Origin of the sequence: Corallococcus sicarius (assembly GCF_003611735.1) — a bacterium.
Classification (GTDB): Bacteria; Myxococcota; Myxococcia; order Myxococcales; family Myxococcaceae; genus Corallococcus; species Corallococcus sicarius.
Genome location: NZ_RAWG01000012.1, coordinates 21,815 through 40,425, shown reverse-complemented (window position 1 = coordinate 40,425; position 18,611 = coordinate 21,815). Strand labels below are relative to the sequence as shown.

Sequence of the window (18,611 nt, the reverse complement as noted above, 5' to 3'; positions counted from 1 at the left end):
GCTCCTGAAAGCCAGGAGAGCTCCCATGTCCAGCCCCATTGAGGGTGGCGCGTCCGCTGCCGCCGCTGCTGCTGCCGCCGCCGCCCGCGCTGCCGCCGAGGCCGCTGCCCGTGCCGCCGCCGCGAAGGCCGCCGCCGAGGCCGCTGCCCGTGCCGCCGCCGCGAAGGCCGCCCAGGAGCAGGCGAAGAAGCCCCAGGTCCAGCTCTTCAAGCGCGACGAGTTCTCCGCGGGCACCAACCCCCGCGCCCAGAACCGGCTGACGGGGGAGTCCACGCCGCCGTTCGCCGCGCCCGTCGCCGCGAAGCCCGCGCAGGATGTGAAGGCTCCCGCGCCCCACGCTGACGCGCTGCCGGACAAGCCGGAGGACCTGCCCAAGCTCTTCCCGGAGCTGAAGGACCGGAAGAAGGAGGACCTGCAGAAGGCCTACGACTCGCTCAACAAGCTGGGCACCGGCAGCTTCTCCGAGAAGGCCACGGCGCTGGGCGAGCTGGCCTCGCAGTTCCCGGAGACGGTCCCCAACGCGCTGGAGCGCCTGGGCGTCCAGGACAGCAAGCTCGCGCAGCTGGCGACGAACTCCGACGCGCTGACGTCGCTGGGCACGCTGAGCGACCCGAAGAAGGGCGTGCTCGAGAAGGCCCAGGCCAGCCTCACCCTGGCGAAGTCCGTGGGCGACATCTTCAAGCCGGAGGACCTCAAGGGCGTGCTGGACACGACGCTCAAGGGCCTGCCGTCGGCGGAGAAGCTCATTGGCGCCATCGGCAAGTGGACGGACCCCAACGCCTCCGCCACGGACAAGGCGAAGGCCACGCTGGAGCTGGGCTCGGCGCTCAAGGGCTTCGCCGGGGACAAGTTCCCGGACCTGGCCAATGACTTGCGCAAGCTGGACGGTCCGCTGCGCGCCGCGGGCGCCGCCATCACCCTGTTGGATCCGAACGCGAAGCCGCAGGACAAGGCGCTCGCCGCCGCGCAATTGCTCGCGGAGGTGCCCGACCTCAAGAAGAACCTCACCGGCTTCGCCGACCTGCTGAAGGGCGCGGGCGTCACCAACGCCACGGACGTCGCCCAGCAGGGTGGACGGCTGGCGGACGTGAAGGTGAAGGGGTTGGATCCGTCGCTCGCGTCGAAGCTGACGCCGCAGCAATTGCAGAAGCTGGACGCCACCGCCACGAAGCTGGGCGGCGCCACGTCGCTGGAGTCCGTCCTCAAGGGCGTCACCGACCCGAAGGCGCTGGACACGCTGGTGGGCCAGCTGGACACGCTGGACGCCGCCGCGGGCAAGCGGCTGGTGAGCACCCTGGGCGGCCTGGAGCACAAGGTCCTCAACGAGGCGCTCTCCGACCCGAAGACGGCCGAGCAGCTCACGAAGCTCGCGGGCAAGCTGGATGACGACGCGGGCAAGGTGCTGGCCAAGGCCGTGACGGAGATGGACTCCGGCGCGCTCAAGGCGCTCCTGAAGTTCACCGACGGCGTGGGCGCGGACGAACTCAACAGGACGATGAAGGGCCTGGGGCCGCTCCTGGACAAGGCGGGCAGCAAGCTCGTGGGCCAGGGCCTCAAGGTGATGGAGAAGGTGCTGGGCAAGGTTGGCCTGGAGATCACCGCCGACGTGTCCAGCAAGGTCTTCAAGAACCTGGCGAAGGTCGTCCCGGTGGCGGGCGCGCTGCCCAACGCCATCGACGCGGTGAAGTACGAGAAGGAAGCCGCGGAGCTGCACGGCAAGAACAAGGACCTGGGCTACTTCGCGCACACCATCGCGACCCTGAACGTCGCGGACGCGGGCCTGGGCATCGCGTTGGACCTCACGGGCGTGGGCGTCGCCGCGGACGTGGGCGCCAGCGTGCTCCTGGGCGCGGCCGAGCTGGCGTTGGACATCGGCTTCAGCCAGGAGAAGGCGAAGTTCGAGGCGGATCCGGAGGGTTACGAGGCCCCGGGCTGGATGAAGGCCATCAACCTGGCCGGCGCCGCGGTGCAGGGCCCGGCGGGGCTGGTGCAGCTGGCCGCGTACTACGGCCCGGAGGGCGCCGCGGACCTGGCGAAGTGGGGCGTGGAGACCGCCGCCAAGGGCGCCGTGAAGCTCGCCGAGTTCGCGGGCGTGTCGACGGCGGAGGCGGCGGGCGAGGGCCTGAAGACGACCGCGGCCTTCATCCACAAGATGGCGGACGTGGTGCGCAATCCCTCCAAGTATGGCGAGGCCATCGCGAAGCAGGCGGCGGAGACGTTCAACGACGCGCTCGCCAAGGGTGGGGAGATTGCCAAGGAGGCCAAGAAGGTCCTGGGCAACGTCGTCGACGAGGCGAAGAAGCTGGGCGAGAAGGGCCTGGAGACGCTGAAGTTCATCGCCCAGAACCCGGGCGAGGCCGCGAAGGTGGCGCTCGATGGCATCAAGAGCGTCGTCAACGCGGGCGTGGACCTGGCCACCGACGCCGGCAAGGCGCTCTACAAGTCGGCCGTCTCCACGCTCAATGACTTGCAGGCGGGCTGGGAGAACCTGACGGGCGCCGCGAAGGAGAAGGCGAAGGAGCTCCTCGACGGCGCGAAGAACCTCGTCTCCAACACCGTCAACAAGGCGAAGGCGCTGGGCGAGAAGGGCCTGGAGCTGCTCGCGTGGACGGCCGCGAACCCGGGCGAGGCGGCCACCAAGGCGAAGGAGGCCCTCACCGACGTCATGGCCAAGGGCGGTGAGCTGGCGAAGAAGGCGTGGGACTCCGTGCAGGCGCTCGGCGCGAAGGGCGCCGAGGTGGCGGAGAGCGTCGTGCGCGGGCTGGCCAACGCGGGCGAGAAGGCCGTGGAGACGCTGCGCTACGTGGCGGCGAACCCGGGCGAGGCCGCGGAGAAGGTGCTCGAGTGGACCGGCAAGACGCTGTCGGACCTGGCGAAGAAGGGCGGCGCGGCGGCCAAGGCGGCGGCCACCGCCGTGAAGGACTTCGTCGAGGGCGGCGCGGCCTGGGCGAAGGACCTGGCCACGGACCTGCTCAAGGACGGCGTGGAGGCCTTCAAGGAGGTCGCCAAGGCCTGGAAGGACAACCTCACCGAGGGCGGCAAGGCGGTCCTCGTCGCGCTCGCGGACCTCAACGACGCGGGCGTGGACGCGCTCAAGGACCTGGCCAGCGCGGGCGGACAGCTCGCGGAGGCCGCGGTGGGCCACCTGGACGACCTGGCGCGCAAGGGCGTGGAGACGGCGAAGGACGCGCTCGAGGGCCTGGCGAACCTCCCCGGAGAGGTGGGCGAGCTCGCGGGCGACGCCTTCAACTCGGTGAAGGACTTCCTCGACGACCTCATCCCGGACATCGACATCCCGCTCATCGGCTAGGCGCCCGCTGCGTCCTTCGCCGCGAGGAGGTCCGCGCCCCGCCTCCTCGCCGCGTCCAGGAGCTCGTCACCCAGCTTCGTGCCGCGCACGGCCCGTGACAGCGACAGGGCGCCATACATGAGCGCGATGGCCGCGAGCGCCTTCTCGCGGTTGCGAGCGCCCGGGCCGAGCAGCTCCGCGAACGACTGGACGAACCCCTCCAGCTCCGCCTCCAGCGCGCTCCGGTAGGGCTCCCCCGCGCGGGAGACGTCCGCGGTGATGCTGGGCAGGGGGCACGCGAGCGTGACGGCGTCGCGGTGCTTGCGCGACAGGTAGCGCTCCAGCACCTTCAGCGCGGGTGCCTGGGGCGCGTCCTCCTTCGCCTTGCCCAGCAGCTTGTTCCACGCGGAGCGCGCGGTGCCCCGGAGCGTCTCCGTGAAGAGGTGCTCTTTTGATTCGAAGTGGCCGTAGAAGCCGCCCACCGTGAGCCCGGCGCCCTTCATCACATCCATGATGGAGCTGGCCTGGATGCCCCGCTCCAGGAGCAACCCGGCGGCGGACGCGAGGATGGCGTCGTGCGACTTCTGCTTCTGCTCCGTCTTCTGGGTCATGATGGATGATGGTCGTAATGTTCCGACCCTCATCCGTCAAGGTGACCCAGGGCGACCTGACGGGCTCCCGGGTTGGATGGACGGCTTCTGCGCGGGAAGCATAGTCTTGCCTGGAGCGGTGTGCGGAGGAAGCAGGCGCCTGGGTGCCTCTGTCCATCCAAGTCCCGCGGGGGGAGTTCCATGGCGATCATCCAGCGGCAATCCGGCATCCAGATCGAGGTGCCTGGCGACGCGAGCGTCTCCGATATTCCTTCCGCGGATGTCTTCACAACGCCGAAGTCCTCTGCCCGTCGCGGAAGACCTGACCTGCCCAGGGGCCCCATCCCCCTGGACGGTGGTGGGACGGTGGCGGGGGCCGATCCTGTGGCGGCGAGCATGCAGGGACAGGACTTCGTCCAGGTGGATGCCTTTGACGTCTCCCTGCCGGCCCGAGCCGTCCGGGTCCGTGGGGAGCCCGGCAGTGTCCGGGTGTCGCTGGAACTGCCGGAAGAAGACCGCGCCGTGGTCCTCCTCGAATCGGGGGGCGTCTATGCGTGGCGCTGGCCTGAGGCCTCCGAGGCCCCAGTGGTCTCCACCCGCCGAAGCAGTCCCCTCCTGGAGCCCGCGCGGCGCCGATGGGTGTTCGACCTGTCGACGGACACCGCGGGAGGTGGCGTCGCGGAGGTGCGGAAGACCCGCGGGCCCCTCACCGAGTTCATCGGCGGCAGGGTGCGTGCATTCGTCCTCAAGTTCGTGGCGCGTTTCGCCGTTCAGCAGGCGGTGACGTTCCTGGAGCGCGACACGCGCCGGGGCCTGGTGCTCATGGAGGGGGCTGACCCGAGCCGCTGGCGTTTCGTCGCGGACCTGGGGGACGTGAGGCTACCCAGGGGACGGCCCACGCGCATCCTGCTCTGGGTCCACGGCACGTTCAGCACCACGAAGGGAAGTTTTGGTGCGCTGGGGGCCTCGGAGGGCGGGCGCGCCTTCCTTGCCGCAGCGCTCCGCTCGTATGACCTGGTCATCGGCTACGACCACTCCACCCTGGCCGAGGATCCCTATGAGAACGCCGTGGATCTACTGGCGCGGCTGGAGTGTGGCGGCTTCGACGTTGCACCCCGCATTGACGCGGTGGCCTTCAGCCGGGGGGCGCTGGTCCTCCGCAGCTTGATGGAGTACCTGCTGCCAGCGTCCCGGTTGGGGGCTCGGGTGCGCCGAGCGGTGTTCGTTGGCGGGACGAACGGGGGCACCCGGCTCGCGTCGCCCGCGAACTGGGAGAAGTTCGTGGACCTCTCCACGAATCTCGCGGTGGCGGCGGGACGCGCGGTGTCATTCCTGGGGGCGCCGGTCGCGGGACTTGTCCTGAGCGAGTCCATCAGCACGCTCGGGTCGCTCGTGAAGTACCTGGTGGTCGCGGCCACCCAGGAGCGGCGGGTCCCCGGGCTGAATGCAATGGATCCGGACGGTCTCTTCATCCAACAGCTCAACACGGAGCAGCCGGGTCAGCCCAAGGCATCGGAATCGCTCTGCTTCGTCGTGTCCTCCGACTTCGAGGTCGTGCTTGGAGGGGCCGGCGCCCCAGAGCTTCCGGAGCGATTGAAGCAGTGGATGCTGGATACCCTGGCGGACAGCCTGTTCCAGGAGCCCAATGACCTCGTCGTCCATACGAAGGCGATGTATGGGATTGATGCGTCCGTGGGTGATTTCGTGAAGGATCGGCTCGACATTCCACGCAATCCGCACGTCTACCACACGATCTATTTCACGCGCCCGGAGGTGGTAGGCGCGCTGGCCCGCTGGTTTGAACTGGGGTCGCCGGACTTCGTGACGGGAGCGGTGAGACACCTCGCGCCGCCAGAGCCCATGACTGCGGGCGCGGATCCCTCCGTGCTGTTCACGGATGGGGGCGTGAAATACGGGGAGCTGTTGAAGGACATCCACCGCCAGCAGCCGGACTATGTCGTCGTTGAGCGGCACAAAGGGCCTACCACCTATCACCATGCCTTCCGTTCCGACGAACTCTTGTCGTTGGACAGGCCGCAAGCGGCGACTGTCAGAGCGAAGTTGGCGGGACTCCCCCTCCACGAGGCACTGGGCACGACGACGATGGCCCTGCATGAAGAGTCTGCTTCGGGACGGTTGGACACCGGAGGACCCATTCCGCCCCCAGCGCCGGTGGATGCACCGGTGACGCAGCGCCGCGTCATCCTCTTCGACGAGGGCACTCCCTGGGCCGTGGTCGAGCCCGCGAGTGCACTGCCATCCAGTCTGCAACTGGGGAACATGGAGCGCCGGGTCGTGCGTGGCGCGCTGCCTGAATCCCCGGGCGGGCTGCCCGGTAACGTGCGCCTCCCTCTTGCTACCGCGGAGTTGCCTCTCACTTATCAAGTATTGACTGAAAATTTGATGGCGAGTCCCCCTCCGGAGTGGCCCACGCCGGCCCCGGCTGTGGCTGCCTTCTTCGTCTCTGCCTCCATGCCCAAGGCGGTGCAGGTGGGGCACACAGCGCATGTCTTCGTCACCGTGTCGCGAGATGCGATTGAAAGCGCGGTCGAGGCGCTGACGGCTGAGGCCGCGGCGGAGGTCGCGCTGGACCAGAAGCTGACCGTGCAGCTCGTGGCCAAGACGAATCTCACCCTCGAAGGAGAAGTACGCGTCACCCTCGACCCGGCGAAGCGTCGTCGCTTCGACCTTGTCTTCGATCTCCAGGGGACGCACGAGGGGATGGGCGAGCTGTGGATCCTCATCCGCCAGGGCGCGGAGGCGCTCGCAAGGCTCGTGTTGCAGCCAATCATCTCTGCCACCTCAACAACCGGGCAGGGCTCCATCGCGAAGGTCGCGGAGGTGCTGCCTTCCAGAGGAGGTCGCTTCCCCGTGCTCCAGATCTTCGAGACGAGCAGTGGGGATGTGTCGGGCTATCATTTCGCGCTCGACCTGGGAGACGGCGGGTTCGTCACGGGCGACTCCAAACCCTTCAAGGGCGACCGGGGTGCGTACGTGGCGGGCATCTACACGGCCATCGAGGATGCCTGGATCAGCCACAAGGACGATGTCGAGGCCTTCGAAGAGTCGCTCCGAGCGTATGGCGGGGTCCTCTTCGACGAACTGGTGCCCGCCCCGCTCCAGCAGGCACTCTGGCGCGTGCGGGACACCCTGGGGGCCATCCAGGTGGTGTCCGAGGAGCCGTTCATCCCGTGGGAGATCGTCCATTTGAAGCCGCCCACTGAGGGAACAGGCGGGCCAGGTCCCCTGCCGCCGGAGGTGCACTTCCTCGCGCAGAAGGGATTGGTGCGCTGGCTCCACGACCGTGGCCCCGCCGCGAGAGAGTTGCTCGTGCGCGAGGGCCGCGCTCATCATGTCGTGCCGGTCTATCCGGCCGGGCAGTACGAATTGCCCGAGGCGCAGCGAGAGGTCCCCTTCCTGGAGAAGCGGCTGGGCGCGCGTCCCGTCGAGGCGGAGGTGAGTACCCTTCGCAAGCTCCTGTCCTCAGCGGGGACCGTGGACCTGTTCCACTTCGCGGGGCATGGCGTGGCGGAGGCCCAGTCGAGGGGAACGGAAGCGCCGCGCACCCAGCTCATGTTGCAGGGCCGTGTCGAGCAGGGCCAGTACGTTCCGCTCTATCTGGATGCCATGCTGGTTCAACAATATGCGCGGCTCATTGGGCCCGACGGGCACCAGCCCCTCATCGTCCTCAATGCCTGTCAGGTCGGGCGGGCGAACTGGCAATTGACGAGCATGGGTGGGTTCGCGGAAGCCTTCATTCGCGCGGGCGCCGGCGCCTTCGTGGGTCCCCTCTGGTCAGTCGGCGATGGGCTGGCGCGCACCTTCATGACGGCCTTCTATGAAGCCCTGCTCCAGGGGGAGCCGCTTGCCCGGGCGGCTGGCCTGGGCCGCGAAGCGGCGCGGAAGGCCGGGGATGCGACGTGGCTCGCCTACGCCGTGTACGGCCACCCCGAGGCGAACCTCCGCCGGGAAACCGAAGCCGTGAGGAAGGGGAAGGCGGGGGCCGCCAAGAAGACGGCCACGAAGCGCGGGGGCGTGCGCCCTTAGGCAGGGGCTGGCTCGGGCGGGCTCAGGGCTTCTTCTTGCGGGAGCCGTCCTCGTGGAACTCGGCGTCCTCCGTGAGGCCGCCATCCGGGTTCCAGCGCTTGCGCGCGGTGACGCGGCCCTTCTTCCACTGCGAGTCCTCCACGAGGACGCCGTTGTCGGCCCACACCTGGCGCTGGCCGTCGGCGTCGCCCTCGACGAAGTGCTGGCGCTGTTCGGGGCCTCCGTCGGGGAGGAAGGACTCGGTCAGGCCGTCGGGCACCCAGCCGCCGTAGCCATGGCCCTGGCGCAGGTGCCGCCGCTCGCTCAGCGAGCCGTCGTCGTTGAAGGTGGATTCCACCGCGCGGCCGTCCTTCACGGCGAAGTCCCGCTTGCGCTCCCCGTTCTGGAAGTACTCCACGCGGTGGAGTTCCTCGCGGCCCCTGCGGGTGATGACCTGCTTCTTCGAGCCGTCGTCGAAGAACTCCGTCTCGTCACCCTCCGCCTTGCCCTGCGCGTAGGTCGTGGTGCGGCGGACCTTCCCCGCGCGGTACTCCGTGGTGACGCCGTCGCGGACTCCGGCGACGAACGCGGTGGAGACGGTGCGCTCGCCCTGGGCGTCGAACGCCTCCGTCAGGCCTTCACGCAGGCCGTTCTTCAGGGGGATGACGGCGCGCTTCTGGCCCGTCGGGTGGAAGAACACGAGCGGCGAGGGGCCCTTCCAGACGCAGTCCTTGAGGCCCGCCTCGCGCGAGGACCGGAGGCCGCACCCGGCCTCGGTCAGCCGCCCGCTCTCGTCGTAGTTCGCGTAGGTGCTCTTCGCGTCCTCCGGCTGTTCGTCCGTGCGCCGGGAGACCTTGCCATTGGGGTGGTAGCGCAGCGATTCGCCCCGGGTGTTGTCGTCGGCGTACTGCGTGCTCTCCACCAGCCGGCCCTCCTCGAAGCGCTTGAAGCCGCCGTGCCGCTGGCCGGCGCGGTACTCCTGCTCCACGGACCGGCCGTCGGACCAGCGGCGGATCTCCCAGCCGTCACGCTTGCCGTCGCGGAACGAGACCGTGTGCGTCTCCTTCTGCGTGTCCTCGTCCACGCAGCGCACGGTGCCGGTGAGCTTCGCGGTGGAGTTACCGTTGTCCAGGTTGATGGGCTTGCCCTTGAACTGACAGCGCTCCACGGCCTGGGACGCGGCGGGCAGCAGGGACAGGGACAGCAGGAGGAGACGCATCATGGAGGGCGTACGCATGGAGCCCCCGAGGATAGCCGGCTTCCGGGCCTGACCCGCTACGTGCGCGGCGGGAATCCGGAAGGTGCTTCAGACGGACTGCATCACTCCGGTGCGAGGCCGCGCGACGCCGCCGTTGGCTTCCAGTGTGGTGCGCTGCTCGCGGCCGATAGACATGCGTCCGGTTCCGAGGAGCCTCATTGCTTGTAGAGTCGACGCTCGCGACTGCCGGAGATCCTTCATGTGTGAGCACGTGTCATTCATTGAGCGCCAGATGCGATGGGCGGTGCTTTCGCTCGTGGCGGTGTTGCTGGGCGGCACCGTGCTCATCCCCCGAGGGGTGCGGGCAGAGGCGCAGCAGGGGATGGTCCAGATGTACGTGCGCTCCGCGCGCCAGCTCTACGACAACCTCGAATATGAGCGCGCGCTGGAGCAACTTTCCCGCGCCCGGGCCCATTCGACGGGTGAAGCGGACGACGTGCTCTTGTCGCTCTACGAGGGCGTCCTCCTGGCGGACCTGGGCAAGAACGAGGCGTCCACCACGGCCTTCAAGGCGGCCCTCCTGCTCCAGCCGGAGGCGAAGCTGCCGGTGAAGGTGTCGCCCAAGGTGGAGCGCAGGTTCGAGGACGTGCGACGACAGGTGCGGCGCAAGCTGGCGAATCAGGCAGCGAGGGGCGTGGACCCTGGAGCACCCCCGGGGCTGGAGCCCGGTGCGCAGGCACGGCCCGTGGAGGAGACGCCGGCCGTGGTCGCGTCCCAGTCAATGCCTGTCGCCCAGGCCGAGCCTTCCCCTGCCAGCGCGGAGGTGTCCGGACGCAGGGGCCTGCGGGAGCGCGCCTGGATTCCCGCGGCCGTGGGTGGAGCGTTGCTGGTGGGCGGTGGTGTTTCCTATCTGCAGTCCCGGCATGAGCGGTCCCGGCTCCGGAACGACGATGAAAGCATCGAGACCGTCCAGGACCTGGACCGAAGCGTGTCGCGAGGACGGACCTCCCAGACCGTGGGCCTGGTGCTCGCGGGGGCGGGCGTGGTGGGGCTGGGTGTGTCCGCGGGCATGTACCTGCTGGGGGCGCCCTCCGCGCCAGCGAAGGTGGGTTGGAGCCTGGGCACGGATGGAACGTCTGCCCTGGTGTTCGGGAGGTGGCCGTGAACGCGGCCCTGGGGCGCGCGTTGTGGGTGGGCTGCCTGCTGGCGGTGCTCCCAGGCTGCACCGACTTCACGCACGAGCGAAGCGAGTTCTGCCTGCGCAACCCGGACATCTGTGACGCGCAGGCCGTCGATGCGGGAGACGGCGGGGACGCGGGTGATGATTTCGATGCGGGCACTCCGGATGCGGGCACCGCGGACGCGGGCCCGTTCCTTCCGCCCTTCTTCATCGAGACACCCCCGGCTTCATCCCATGTGGATGCGGGAGGTGCCCTGAGCTTCCGGGCCACCGCGGAGGATCCGCAGGACGGCGGACTCCAGTTCTCCTGGACCGCGAGCACTGGCACGCTGGGCCCCGCGCAGCAGAGCGCCACCACGAGCCAACGCTCCTGGACCGCCCCCGCATGCTTGAATCCGAAGGTCACCGCGTCCTTCACGGTCACCGCGGCCAATGACCGGGACCTGTCGGCCACTGCCCGGTTCTCCGCGGTCGGGATTCCAGACTGCCCCACGTGGTCCCCCACCGGCAGCATGGCCAAACGTCGTCGGGTGCCCGAGGCGACGCTGCTGCTCACGGGCAAGGTGCTGGTGACGGGGGGCCCCAACGGAGGGGAAATCCCCGCCATGGCGGAGCTCTATGATCCGGCGACGGGCCTCTGGACGTCCACCGGCAGCATGGCCAAGGGCCGATATCAGCACACGGCGACGCTGCTGCCCTCGGGCAAGGTGCTGGTGACGGGCGGCGCTGGCGACAGTGGGCTCCTCGCCACGGCGGAGGTGTACGACCCGGGGACGGGCCTCTGGACGTCCGCCGGCAGCATGGCTTCGGGTCGCGAAAACCACACGGCCACGTTGCTGCCCTCGGGCAAGGTGCTGGTGATGGGCGGGATTGTCGGCGGTGTGCCCGCCGCCACGGCGGAGGTGTTCGATCCGGCAACGGGCACCTGGGCCACCACGGGCAGCCTGTCTCCCGGCCGCTACAGCCACACGGCGACGCTGTTGCCCACGGGCAAGGTGCTGGTGACGGGCGGCTATGGCGACGAAAGCGAGCCCCGCGCCACGGCGGGGCTCTACGATCCGGCGACAGGCACCTGGTCCGCCACCGGCAGCATGGGCTCAAGCCGTGGCCACCATGCCGCCACCTTGCTGCCCACGGGCAGGGTGCTGGTGACGGGGGGCAATGGCAGCAGTCTGTCCCTCGCCTTGTCGGAGGTGTATGAGCCGGCGACGGGCCTCTGGTCCTCCATCGCCAGCATGCCCACGGGCCGCAGCCAGCACACGGCGACCCTGTTGGCTTCGGGAAGGGTCCTGGTGACAGGCGGGCAGGGCGGCGGTGGGTTCCTCTCCACCGCCGAGGTGTATGACCCGGCGACGAACACCTGGGCCTCCACCGCCAGCATGGTCACGGGCCGCGGCTCCCTCTCCGCCACGTTGTTGCCCACGGGCAGGGTGCTGGTGACGGGGGGCATGGGTGACGGCGGAGCCACCCTCACGGCGGAGGTCTACGACCCGGGAACGGGGACCTGGGCCCCTACGGGAAGCATGACCTCCGACCGCACCGAGCACACCGCGACGTTGCTGCCCTCCGGCAAGGTGTTGGTGACGGGAGGGCGGAGCGGCACCAACACCTACCTGGCCACCACGGAGGTCCATGACCCGGGAACGGGCGTCTGGCTTTCCACCGGGAGCATGGTCGCGGGCCGTAGCGCGCATACGGCCACGCTGCTGCCTTCCGGCAAGGTGTTGGTGACGGGAGGGCGGAACGCCACCGTGGCCTCCCTGGCCACCACGGAGGTGTACGAACCGGTGACGGGCACCTGGGCTTCCACGGGCAGCATGGCCACGGGCCGCAGACAGCACACGGCGACGTTGCTGCCCTCGGGCAAGGTGTTGGTGACAGGCGGGCAGGGCCCGCTCGCCACGGCGGAGGTCCATGACCCGGTGACGGGCCTCTGGACGTCCACTGGCAGCATGGCCACGGGCCGCAGCGCGCATACGGCCACACTGCTGCCGTCAGGCAAGGTGCTGGTGACGGGGGGCTCTGATGGCTCGGTGCCCCTCGCCATCGCGGAGGTCTACGACCCGGGAACGGGCACCTGGAACTCCGTGGCTGGCATGGCCACGGGCCGTAGCGTGCATACGGCCACACTGCTGCCTTCCGGCAAGGTGCTGGTGACGGGAGGCTATGGCAGCACCTTCCTTGCCACCGCGGAGGTCTACGACCCGGGAACCAATGCCTGGGCCTCCGCCGGCAGCCTGGCCTCGGACCGATACCTCCATACGACCACGCTGCTGCCCTCGGGCAAGGTGCTGGTGACGGGCGGCTATGGGAGCAGGGGGCGCCTCGCCACGGCGGAGCTCTACACGCCGGAAAGGCGCACCTGGGCCGTGACGGGCGCCTTGTCCCTGAATCGTGAGTCCCACACGGCGACACTGCTGCCCACGGGCAAGGTCTTGGTGACGGGGGGGGCTGGCAACAGCGGGTTCCTCACACTCTCGGAGCTGTACGTCCCCTGAGTCGAGAGTGCGAGGCTCCACCCTTCAGCGCGTGGCGACGGCCGGCGTCTGCGGCTTCGGCTCCACGGTGGCCTTGGCGGCGTCGATGGCGGCGTTGATGTCCAGCTTGCCGCCGGTGATGACCTTGCCCTTCAGGTCCGTGTCCTGCTCCACGGTCTTGATGAGGAGGTCGCGCACCTGCACGGCCGTGAGGTCCGGGTTCTCCGCGAACATGCGCGCGGCGGTGGCGGCCACCGTCGGCGTCGCCATGGAGGTGCCGCTCATCTCCTCCCACTGGTTGCCCGGCACGGTGCTGAGCACGTCCTCGCCCACCGCGGCCAGGTCCACGACCTTGTCGCCGTGCGACGAGAAGCGCGCCAGCTTGTCGTTGTTGCGGTCCATCGACGCCACGGTGATGACGTTGGGCAGGTCGATGTTCGCCGGCATGTCCGGCACGTTGTTCATGTTGCTGCCATTGCCGTTGGCCGTCGCGGCGACGAGCAGGATGTCCGCGTCCGCCAGCTTCTGCACCGCGGCCGTCCAGCGCTCCTGCGACGCGGCGTCCCGGTAGGAGTTGCCGAAGCTCGCGTTCGCGGCGCGGATGTTCACGCCGTGCTCGGTCTTCATCTTCACCAGGTAGTCCACCGAGCGCTCGAAGTTGGTGAGCAGGTCGGCGCCGTCGTACAGGCCGCCCACGCTCAGCACCTTGGCCTTGCCGGCCGCGATGCCGGTGTTGCCCTTGCCGTTGTCCTCGGCCGCGATGATGCCCGCCACGTGCGTGCCGTGGTCCGTGCCGTCGCCCTTGAACGGGTCGCCGCCGCCGTCGCCCACGTTGAAGCCGTGGACGTCGTCCTTGATGCCATTGGCGTCGTTGTCGATGCCGTCGCCCGCCACCTCACCCGGGTTCGTCCACATCGCGTCGTCCAGGTCGGTGTGCTTGAAGTCCACGCCGCCGTCGATGACCGCGATGATCGGCTCGCCCGTGAGCTTCGGCTTCTCCTTCGACGGGTCCACCTTGTTCGTCGCGCCCGGCTTCACCGCGACGTTGGAGGATCCGTAGGTGAACGCCGACGCCGGCACGCTGGCGCCCGGAGGCGTGGGGCGGCCCGTGGGACGGTCCACGAAGTTGCTGGGGCGCGCACCCTGGGTGTCGAAGCCGTCACGCACCGTCAGGGCCTTGGCCTTCGGCGCCTTCGCGGAGGAGGACTCGCCCGTGCGGGCAGTGGGGCCAACGGACGGGGGCGACTTGCGGTTGATTTCCATGATGATCCTCCGTGGGGGGGCGGAGCGGCGTTCGACTCCCACATTGTCGCAGCGCGCCAGCCAAAGTTTCCTCCCCCTGAAACACATCGAATTCTTCGAGGGCCTGCCCCCAGCCTGTCGATTGGACCTGGAGGGCCGGCGCGGCCAGTCTCCGGCCCCATGACGCCCATGATTCGACGCTGCGCGCGGTGGGGGACCCTGGCGGTCCTGGGTTGGGGACTGGCGTGCACCCGGGCCGTGGGCGTGCCCGCGAGCACCCCGGCGCGACCGTCACTCGTCGTGCTCGTGGTGGTGGACGGGCTGCGCTACGCGGACGTGGAGCGCTGGCGCGAGCACTTCGGGCCGGGCGGCTTCCGGCGCCTGCTGGAAGACGGGGCGGTGTTCGACAACGCCCGCTACCCGTACGCGACGACGCAGACGTGCGTGGGGCACGCGACCGTGGCCACGGGCACGCTGCCGGAGCGCCACGGCATCGTCGCCAACACCTGGTACGACCGGGAGGCCGGCGCGAAGGTGAGCTGCGTGCTCGACGCAGAGAGCCCTGCGCTCGATGGATCCGGCGGCGCCGGCATCTCCCCGAAGCGGTTGGGCCTGCCGACGTTGGGGGATGCGCTGCTCGCCGCGCGCCCGTCGTCGCGGGTGCTGGCGGTGGCGCTCAAGGACCGCGCGGCCGTGATGCTGGCGGGCCACCGGGGCAGCGCGTACTGGTGGGGGAAGGACGGCTTCACGACGAGCCGTCACTACGCCCAGGCCCTGCCGCGGTTCGTGGCCACCTGGAACGCGGGGCGCCCCCAGCTCAACGGCACGTCCTGGGAACTCAGCGCGGATCCCTCGCTCTACGCGCAGCTGGGCCCGGACGACGACGCGCACGAACTGCCGCCGCCGGGCTTCGGGCGCGTCTTCCCGCATCCCATCCCTCCGGGCGATGGCTTCCTCTACACGCCCTCGGGCGTGGATCAGCTCCTGGACTTCAGCCTGTCCGCCGTGCGCGCGGAGCACCTGGGGACGCGGCCCGGCGCGGTGGACCTGCTCGCGGTGGGCCTCTCCACGGTGGACGCGGTGAACCACGCCTATGGACCGGACAGCCACGAGGCGCTGGACACGTTGCTGCGCGTGGACCGCGCGCTCGCGGGCTTCCTCTCCGCGCTGGACCGGGAGGTGGGAAGGGAGCGCGTGCTCGTGGCGCTCACCGCCGACCATGGGATGGGCAGTGCGCCGCAGCCGGGAGGGCGGCTGGATGGCGCGCGGGTGACGCAGACGTTGGAGGCGGCGCTCGATGCGGCGTACGGCGCGGAGACCTGGCTCCAGGCCTTCACCACGCCCTACCTCTACCTGCGCCCCGAGGCCTTCGCGGCGCGAGGCGTGCGGCGCGAGGACGCGCTCGCGGTGGGGGCGAAGGCCATCGCCGCGCTGCCAGGCGTCGCGCAGGTGCTCACCGACACGGAGGCCCAGTCCCAGGATGGCCAGGGCCTGACGGCGGCGGTGCGCGCCTCGTACTTCGCTCCCCGGGCCGGCGACCTCACCGTCCTGCCCGTGTCCGGCGTGCTGCTGGCGCCCGACGCGGACTGCGCCGGGTGGCATGGCGCGCCCTACGACTATGATCAGCACGTGCCGCTGATGGTGGCGGGCCCGGGCCTCAAGCCCGCGCGTCATGCCCGGCCCGTGTCACCCGCGGACGTCGCGCCCACCCTGGCGGCCTGGCTCCAGGTGCCCCTGCCCGAGGCCTCCGGGACGCCGCTCCCGGAAGCGACGCCCCCCGCACGCTGAAAGGCGCACAGGGGGCGTGCCTCCGCTGCACGCGGGCACTACCAGATCTTCACGCGCTTCTCCGGCGGCAGGTAGAGGCCCTGCCCGGGCTTCACGTCGAAGGCCTGGTACCACGCGTCCGCGTTGCGCACGGTGGCGGCACGGAACGGGCCCGGCGAGTGGCCGTCCGTCACCAGCAGCCGGCGCAGGAGCGCGTCGCGGTACTTGTTGCGCCACACCTGGGCGAAGCCCATGTAGAAGCGCTGATCCCCCGTGAAGCCCTCCAGCGTGGGCGCGGGCTTGCCGTTCAGCGACATCACGTACGCGTCCCGCGCGATGGAGATGCCGCCCACGTCGGCGATGTTCTCTCCCAGCGTCAGCTCACCGTTCACCGTCACGTCGGGCAGCGGGCGGTAGGTGTTGAACTGGGCGGCGAGCGCCTTGCCGGCGGTCTTGAACTGCTCCAGGTCCTTCGGCGTCCACCAGTTGGCAAGCTTCCCCTGCGCGTCGAACTGCGCGCCCACGTCGTCGAAGCTGTGGATGATCTCATGGCCGATGACGGAGCCGATGCCGCCGTAGTTCACCGCCGGATCCGCGTTGGGGTCGAAGAAGGGTGCCTGGAGGATGGCGGCCGGGAAGATGATGGAGTTCTGCTGCGGCGAGTTGAGCGCGTTCACCTCCTGCGGCGTCATGAACCATTCCTTGCGGTCCACGGGCTTGCCCAGCTTCGCCACGTTGCGCTGGTACTCGAAGAGGTTCGCGCGCTCGGCGTTGCCGAAGGCGTCCCCCTTCACGACCTCCAGCCCAGCGTAGTCGCGCCACGTGTCCGGGTGCCCGATGCCCACCTGCACCGTGCCCAGCTTCTCCTTGGCGCGGGCCCTGGTCTCCGGCGACATCCACTCCAGCGCGTCGATGTGGCGGCCCAGCGCGGCCAGGATGTTGCGCACCATCACGTCCGCCTCGGCCTTGGCCCGGGGCGGGAAGTGCTTCGCCACGTAGCGCTTGCCCACGGCCTCACCCAGGGCGTGGTTGGTGTGCTCCACGCCGCGCTTCCAGCGCTCGCGCAGCTGCTGCGTGCCGGAGAGCGTCTTGCCGCTGAACTCGAACGCCTCGTCCACGAACGCCTTGGGCAGCACCGGGGTGCCGTGCACGATGGCGTGGAAGGCCAGGTAGTCCTTCCACGTCTGGAGCGGCTCGCTGCCCACGAGCTTCGCGATGCCGGTGAGCGCGCTCGGCTGCCAGACGATGAAGTCCGTCTGCTGGGACAGCCCCGCGCCCGCGAACCACGCCGCCCAGTCCAGGCCGGGCGCCTTCTTCGCGAAGTCCGCCTGCTTCCAGGGGTTGTTCGTCTTCGCCACGTCCTGCGTGTCCTGGGCGGACCAGTGCGCCTGGGCGATCTTCTTCTCCAGGCCGTAGATGGCCTTCGCCTTCGCCTCGGGGTCGGGGATGCCCGCGTTCTTCAGCTGCGCGGCGATGTGCTTCTGGTACTTCTCCCGCACCTCTTTGAAGCGCGGCGTGTCCTTCAGGTAGAAGTCGCGGTCCGGCATCAGCAGGCCGCCCTGGAGCAGGTACGCGACGTAGCGGCTGGGGTCGTTCAGGTCCTCCGCCACCCACAGGCCGAAGAGGCGGTCGGTGGTGGTCTGCCCGGTGTTGAGCGCGTCCACGTCCGCGCGCAGCGTGGTGCCCAGCAGCTGGGCCAGGTCCTTGCGGTTGGCGACGGCCGCGATGCGCTCCAGCTCCGGCTTGAGCGGGGCGGTGCCCTTGGCCTCGATGGCGGCCTCGTCCATGAAGCTGGCGTAGTAGTCACCCAGCTTGCGGTCCTCGCTGCCCGGCGCGGCGTCCGACTTCGCGGCGGCCTCCAGCAAATCGCGCGTCTGCTTCGTGGCCTCCTCCGCCAGCCGCGTGAACATGCCCATGGACGAGCGTTCGGCGGGGATCTCCGTGGTGTCCAGCCACTTGCCGTTGACGTAGCGGTAGAAGTCGTCGCCCGGCTTCACCGACGGGTCCATCCCGGGCGTGTCGATCCCGAAGCTGCCGTAGACGGGCTTGGGCGGGGCAGGGGGCGCGGGCGGCGGCGTGGTCGCGGCGGCCGGCGCGGAGGCCGGCGTGGAGCCCTTCTCGGCGGGCGCGGAGGACGCACAGGCGGTGATGAGCGCGGACGCATAGACGCCGAGCGTCATGCGCGCGACGCCAAACGGCGGTCTGGAACGGGACGTCATGGAAGCTCCTGGATGGACCCCAACGGGGTGGCGCACTCTGGCGCAGGGGGTCGCGCCGCCAACAGCGCAAACGCCGCTTTCATCCCAGGAAGCGCGTGAAAGGTGGGGCGCGGCCTCACCGCCCCGGGACGGCGGCCCCCCGGGGCGTGGCGTCCTCGCGACCCGCCCGCACCACTGGCAGCTACTTGCCGATGGTGGCGTAGTCGCCCTTGAGCGCGACGCCCGCGACCATGGTGCCCGCGTGGCACTCAATCTCGGTGGCGCTCTTGAACTCCACCTTCTTGTAATAGCTCACGACGTTGACCACCGCGTTGGCGCCGTTCTTCTTCGCGCCCTCCTGCAGGGCGATGAGCGCGGAGAGCGTGGCCCACTTGCAGGCGAACTCGTCCGACTTGCCCACGGCGTTGGTCTTCTTGTTCGTCACGTCACTGCCCAGCGTCTTCTTCACCGAGGGCGTCTTCTGGCCGTCCAGGTAGATCTTCACCGTGCCGTCCAGCTTCTGCTTCGCCTCGGGCAGTTCGAACACATCCGCCAGCTTGATCTTCACCACGGTGTCGCGCGCGAGCGCGGGGCTCGCGGCCGTCAGCGCCAGCAACAGGAGGGTTTTCTTCATCGCGGGTTCT

The 18,611-nt window shown here is 69.7% G+C and carries 10 protein-coding genes; 5 read left to right on the top strand and 5 right to left on the bottom strand.

Annotation, left to right across the window (positions count from 1 at the left end):
- The first annotated feature begins 25 nt into the window (after window positions 1–25).
- Window positions 26–3,310 carry a Dauer Up-regulated gene (locus tag D7X12_RS03120; RefSeq protein ID WP_167508972.1) on the top strand — a complete coding sequence of 1,095 codons (3,285 nt, stop codon included), beginning with the start codon at window positions 26–28 and terminating at the stop codon, window positions 3,308–3,310.
- Here the strand turns inward: D7X12_RS03120 and D7X12_RS03115 are convergent.
- The gene (locus D7X12_RS03115) at window positions 3,307–3,900 is read right to left on the bottom strand and encodes a TetR/AcrR family transcriptional regulator (RefSeq protein WP_120623773.1); all 594 of its coding nucleotides are present in this window, start codon (window positions 3,898–3,900) and stop codon (window positions 3,307–3,309) included. The two genes, D7X12_RS03120 and D7X12_RS03115, sit on opposite strands and share 4 nt — an antisense overlap.
- A gap of 180 nt (window positions 3,901–4,080) precedes the next feature.
- Here D7X12_RS03115 and D7X12_RS03110 point away from each other — a divergent pair, with 180 nt between their 5' ends.
- Complete coding sequence (locus tag D7X12_RS03110) at window positions 4,081–7,926, top strand: DUF7379 domain-containing protein (RefSeq protein ID WP_120623772.1); 3,846 nt, start codon at window positions 4,081–4,083, stop codon at window positions 7,924–7,926.
- 22 nt (window positions 7,927–7,948) lie between these two features.
- On the opposite strand, the gene D7X12_RS03105 is transcribed toward D7X12_RS03110, so the two are convergent.
- Window positions 7,949–9,127 (bottom strand): toxin-antitoxin system YwqK family antitoxin, encoded by a 1,179-nt coding sequence (locus D7X12_RS03105; protein ID WP_147443503.1) that lies wholly within the window; start codon window positions 9,125–9,127, stop codon window positions 7,949–7,951.
- Window positions 9,128–9,395: 268 nt separating this feature from the next.
- On the opposite strand from D7X12_RS03105, the gene D7X12_RS03100 reads away from it, so the two are divergent.
- Both D7X12_RS03100 and D7X12_RS03095 read left to right on the top strand, forming a co-directional pair.
- The gene (locus D7X12_RS03100) at window positions 9,396–10,268 is read left to right on the top strand and encodes a hypothetical protein (RefSeq protein ID WP_147443502.1); all 873 of its coding nucleotides are present in this window, start codon (window positions 9,396–9,398) and stop codon (window positions 10,266–10,268) included.
- On the top strand, window positions 10,265–12,781 hold the full coding sequence (locus D7X12_RS03095) for a Kelch repeat-containing protein (protein ID WP_244224322.1): 2,517 nt from the start codon (window positions 10,265–10,267) through the stop codon (window positions 12,779–12,781). The genes D7X12_RS03100 and D7X12_RS03095 overlap by 4 nt, the downstream gene beginning before the upstream one ends.
- 24 nt (window positions 12,782–12,805) lie before the next feature.
- Here D7X12_RS03095 and D7X12_RS03090 read toward each other — a convergent pair whose 3' ends face one another.
- Window positions 12,806–14,023 (bottom strand): S8 family serine peptidase, encoded by a 1,218-nt coding sequence (locus D7X12_RS03090; protein ID WP_120623769.1) that lies wholly within the window; start codon window positions 14,021–14,023, stop codon window positions 12,806–12,808.
- Between the two features lie 168 nt (window positions 14,024–14,191).
- Here D7X12_RS03090 and D7X12_RS03085 point away from each other — a divergent pair, with 168 nt between their 5' ends.
- Entirely contained in the window at window positions 14,192–15,790 is a 1,599-nt protein-coding gene (locus D7X12_RS03085; RefSeq protein WP_158619941.1) for an alkaline phosphatase family protein, read from the top strand.
- 38 nt (window positions 15,791–15,828) lie between these two features.
- Here D7X12_RS03085 and D7X12_RS03080 read toward each other — a convergent pair whose 3' ends face one another.
- Window positions 15,829–17,988 (bottom strand): M13 family metallopeptidase, encoded by a 2,160-nt coding sequence (locus D7X12_RS03080; RefSeq protein WP_120623767.1) that lies wholly within the window; start codon window positions 17,986–17,988, stop codon window positions 15,829–15,831.
- A 181-nt stretch (window positions 17,989–18,169) separates the two neighbouring features.
- Window positions 18,170–18,601: an excinuclease ATPase subunit gene (locus D7X12_RS03075; protein WP_120623766.1), complete on the bottom strand. Its 432-nt coding sequence runs from the start codon at window positions 18,599–18,601 to the stop codon at window positions 18,170–18,172.
- Window positions 18,602–18,611: the final 10 nt, after the last annotated feature.

Coding starts and splice junctions, on each gene's coding strand:
- D7X12_RS03090 (WP_120623769.1), bottom strand. CDS start 14,023: ATGGAAATCAACCGCAAGTCGCCCCCGTCCGTTGGCCCCACTGCCCGC.
- D7X12_RS03120 (WP_167508972.1), top strand. CDS start 26: ATGTCCAGCCCCATTGAGGGTGGCGCGTCCGCTGCCGCCGCTGCTGCT.
- D7X12_RS03115 (WP_120623773.1), bottom strand. CDS start 3,900: ATGACCCAGAAGACGGAGCAGAAGCAGAAGTCGCACGACGCCATCCTC.
- D7X12_RS03105 (WP_147443503.1), bottom strand. CDS start 9,127: ATGATGCGTCTCCTCCTGCTGTCCCTGTCCCTGCTGCCCGCCGCGTCC.
- D7X12_RS03100 (WP_147443502.1), top strand. CDS start 9,396: ATGCGATGGGCGGTGCTTTCGCTCGTGGCGGTGTTGCTGGGCGGCACC.
- D7X12_RS03085 (WP_158619941.1), top strand. CDS start 14,192: ATGATTCGACGCTGCGCGCGGTGGGGGACCCTGGCGGTCCTGGGTTGG.
- D7X12_RS03110 (WP_120623772.1), top strand. CDS start 4,081: ATGGCGATCATCCAGCGGCAATCCGGCATCCAGATCGAGGTGCCTGGC.
- D7X12_RS03075 (WP_120623766.1), bottom strand. CDS start 18,601: ATGAAGAAAACCCTCCTGTTGCTGGCGCTGACGGCCGCGAGCCCCGCG.
- D7X12_RS03080 (WP_120623767.1), bottom strand. CDS start 17,988: ATGACGTCCCGTTCCAGACCGCCGTTTGGCGTCGCGCGCATGACGCTC.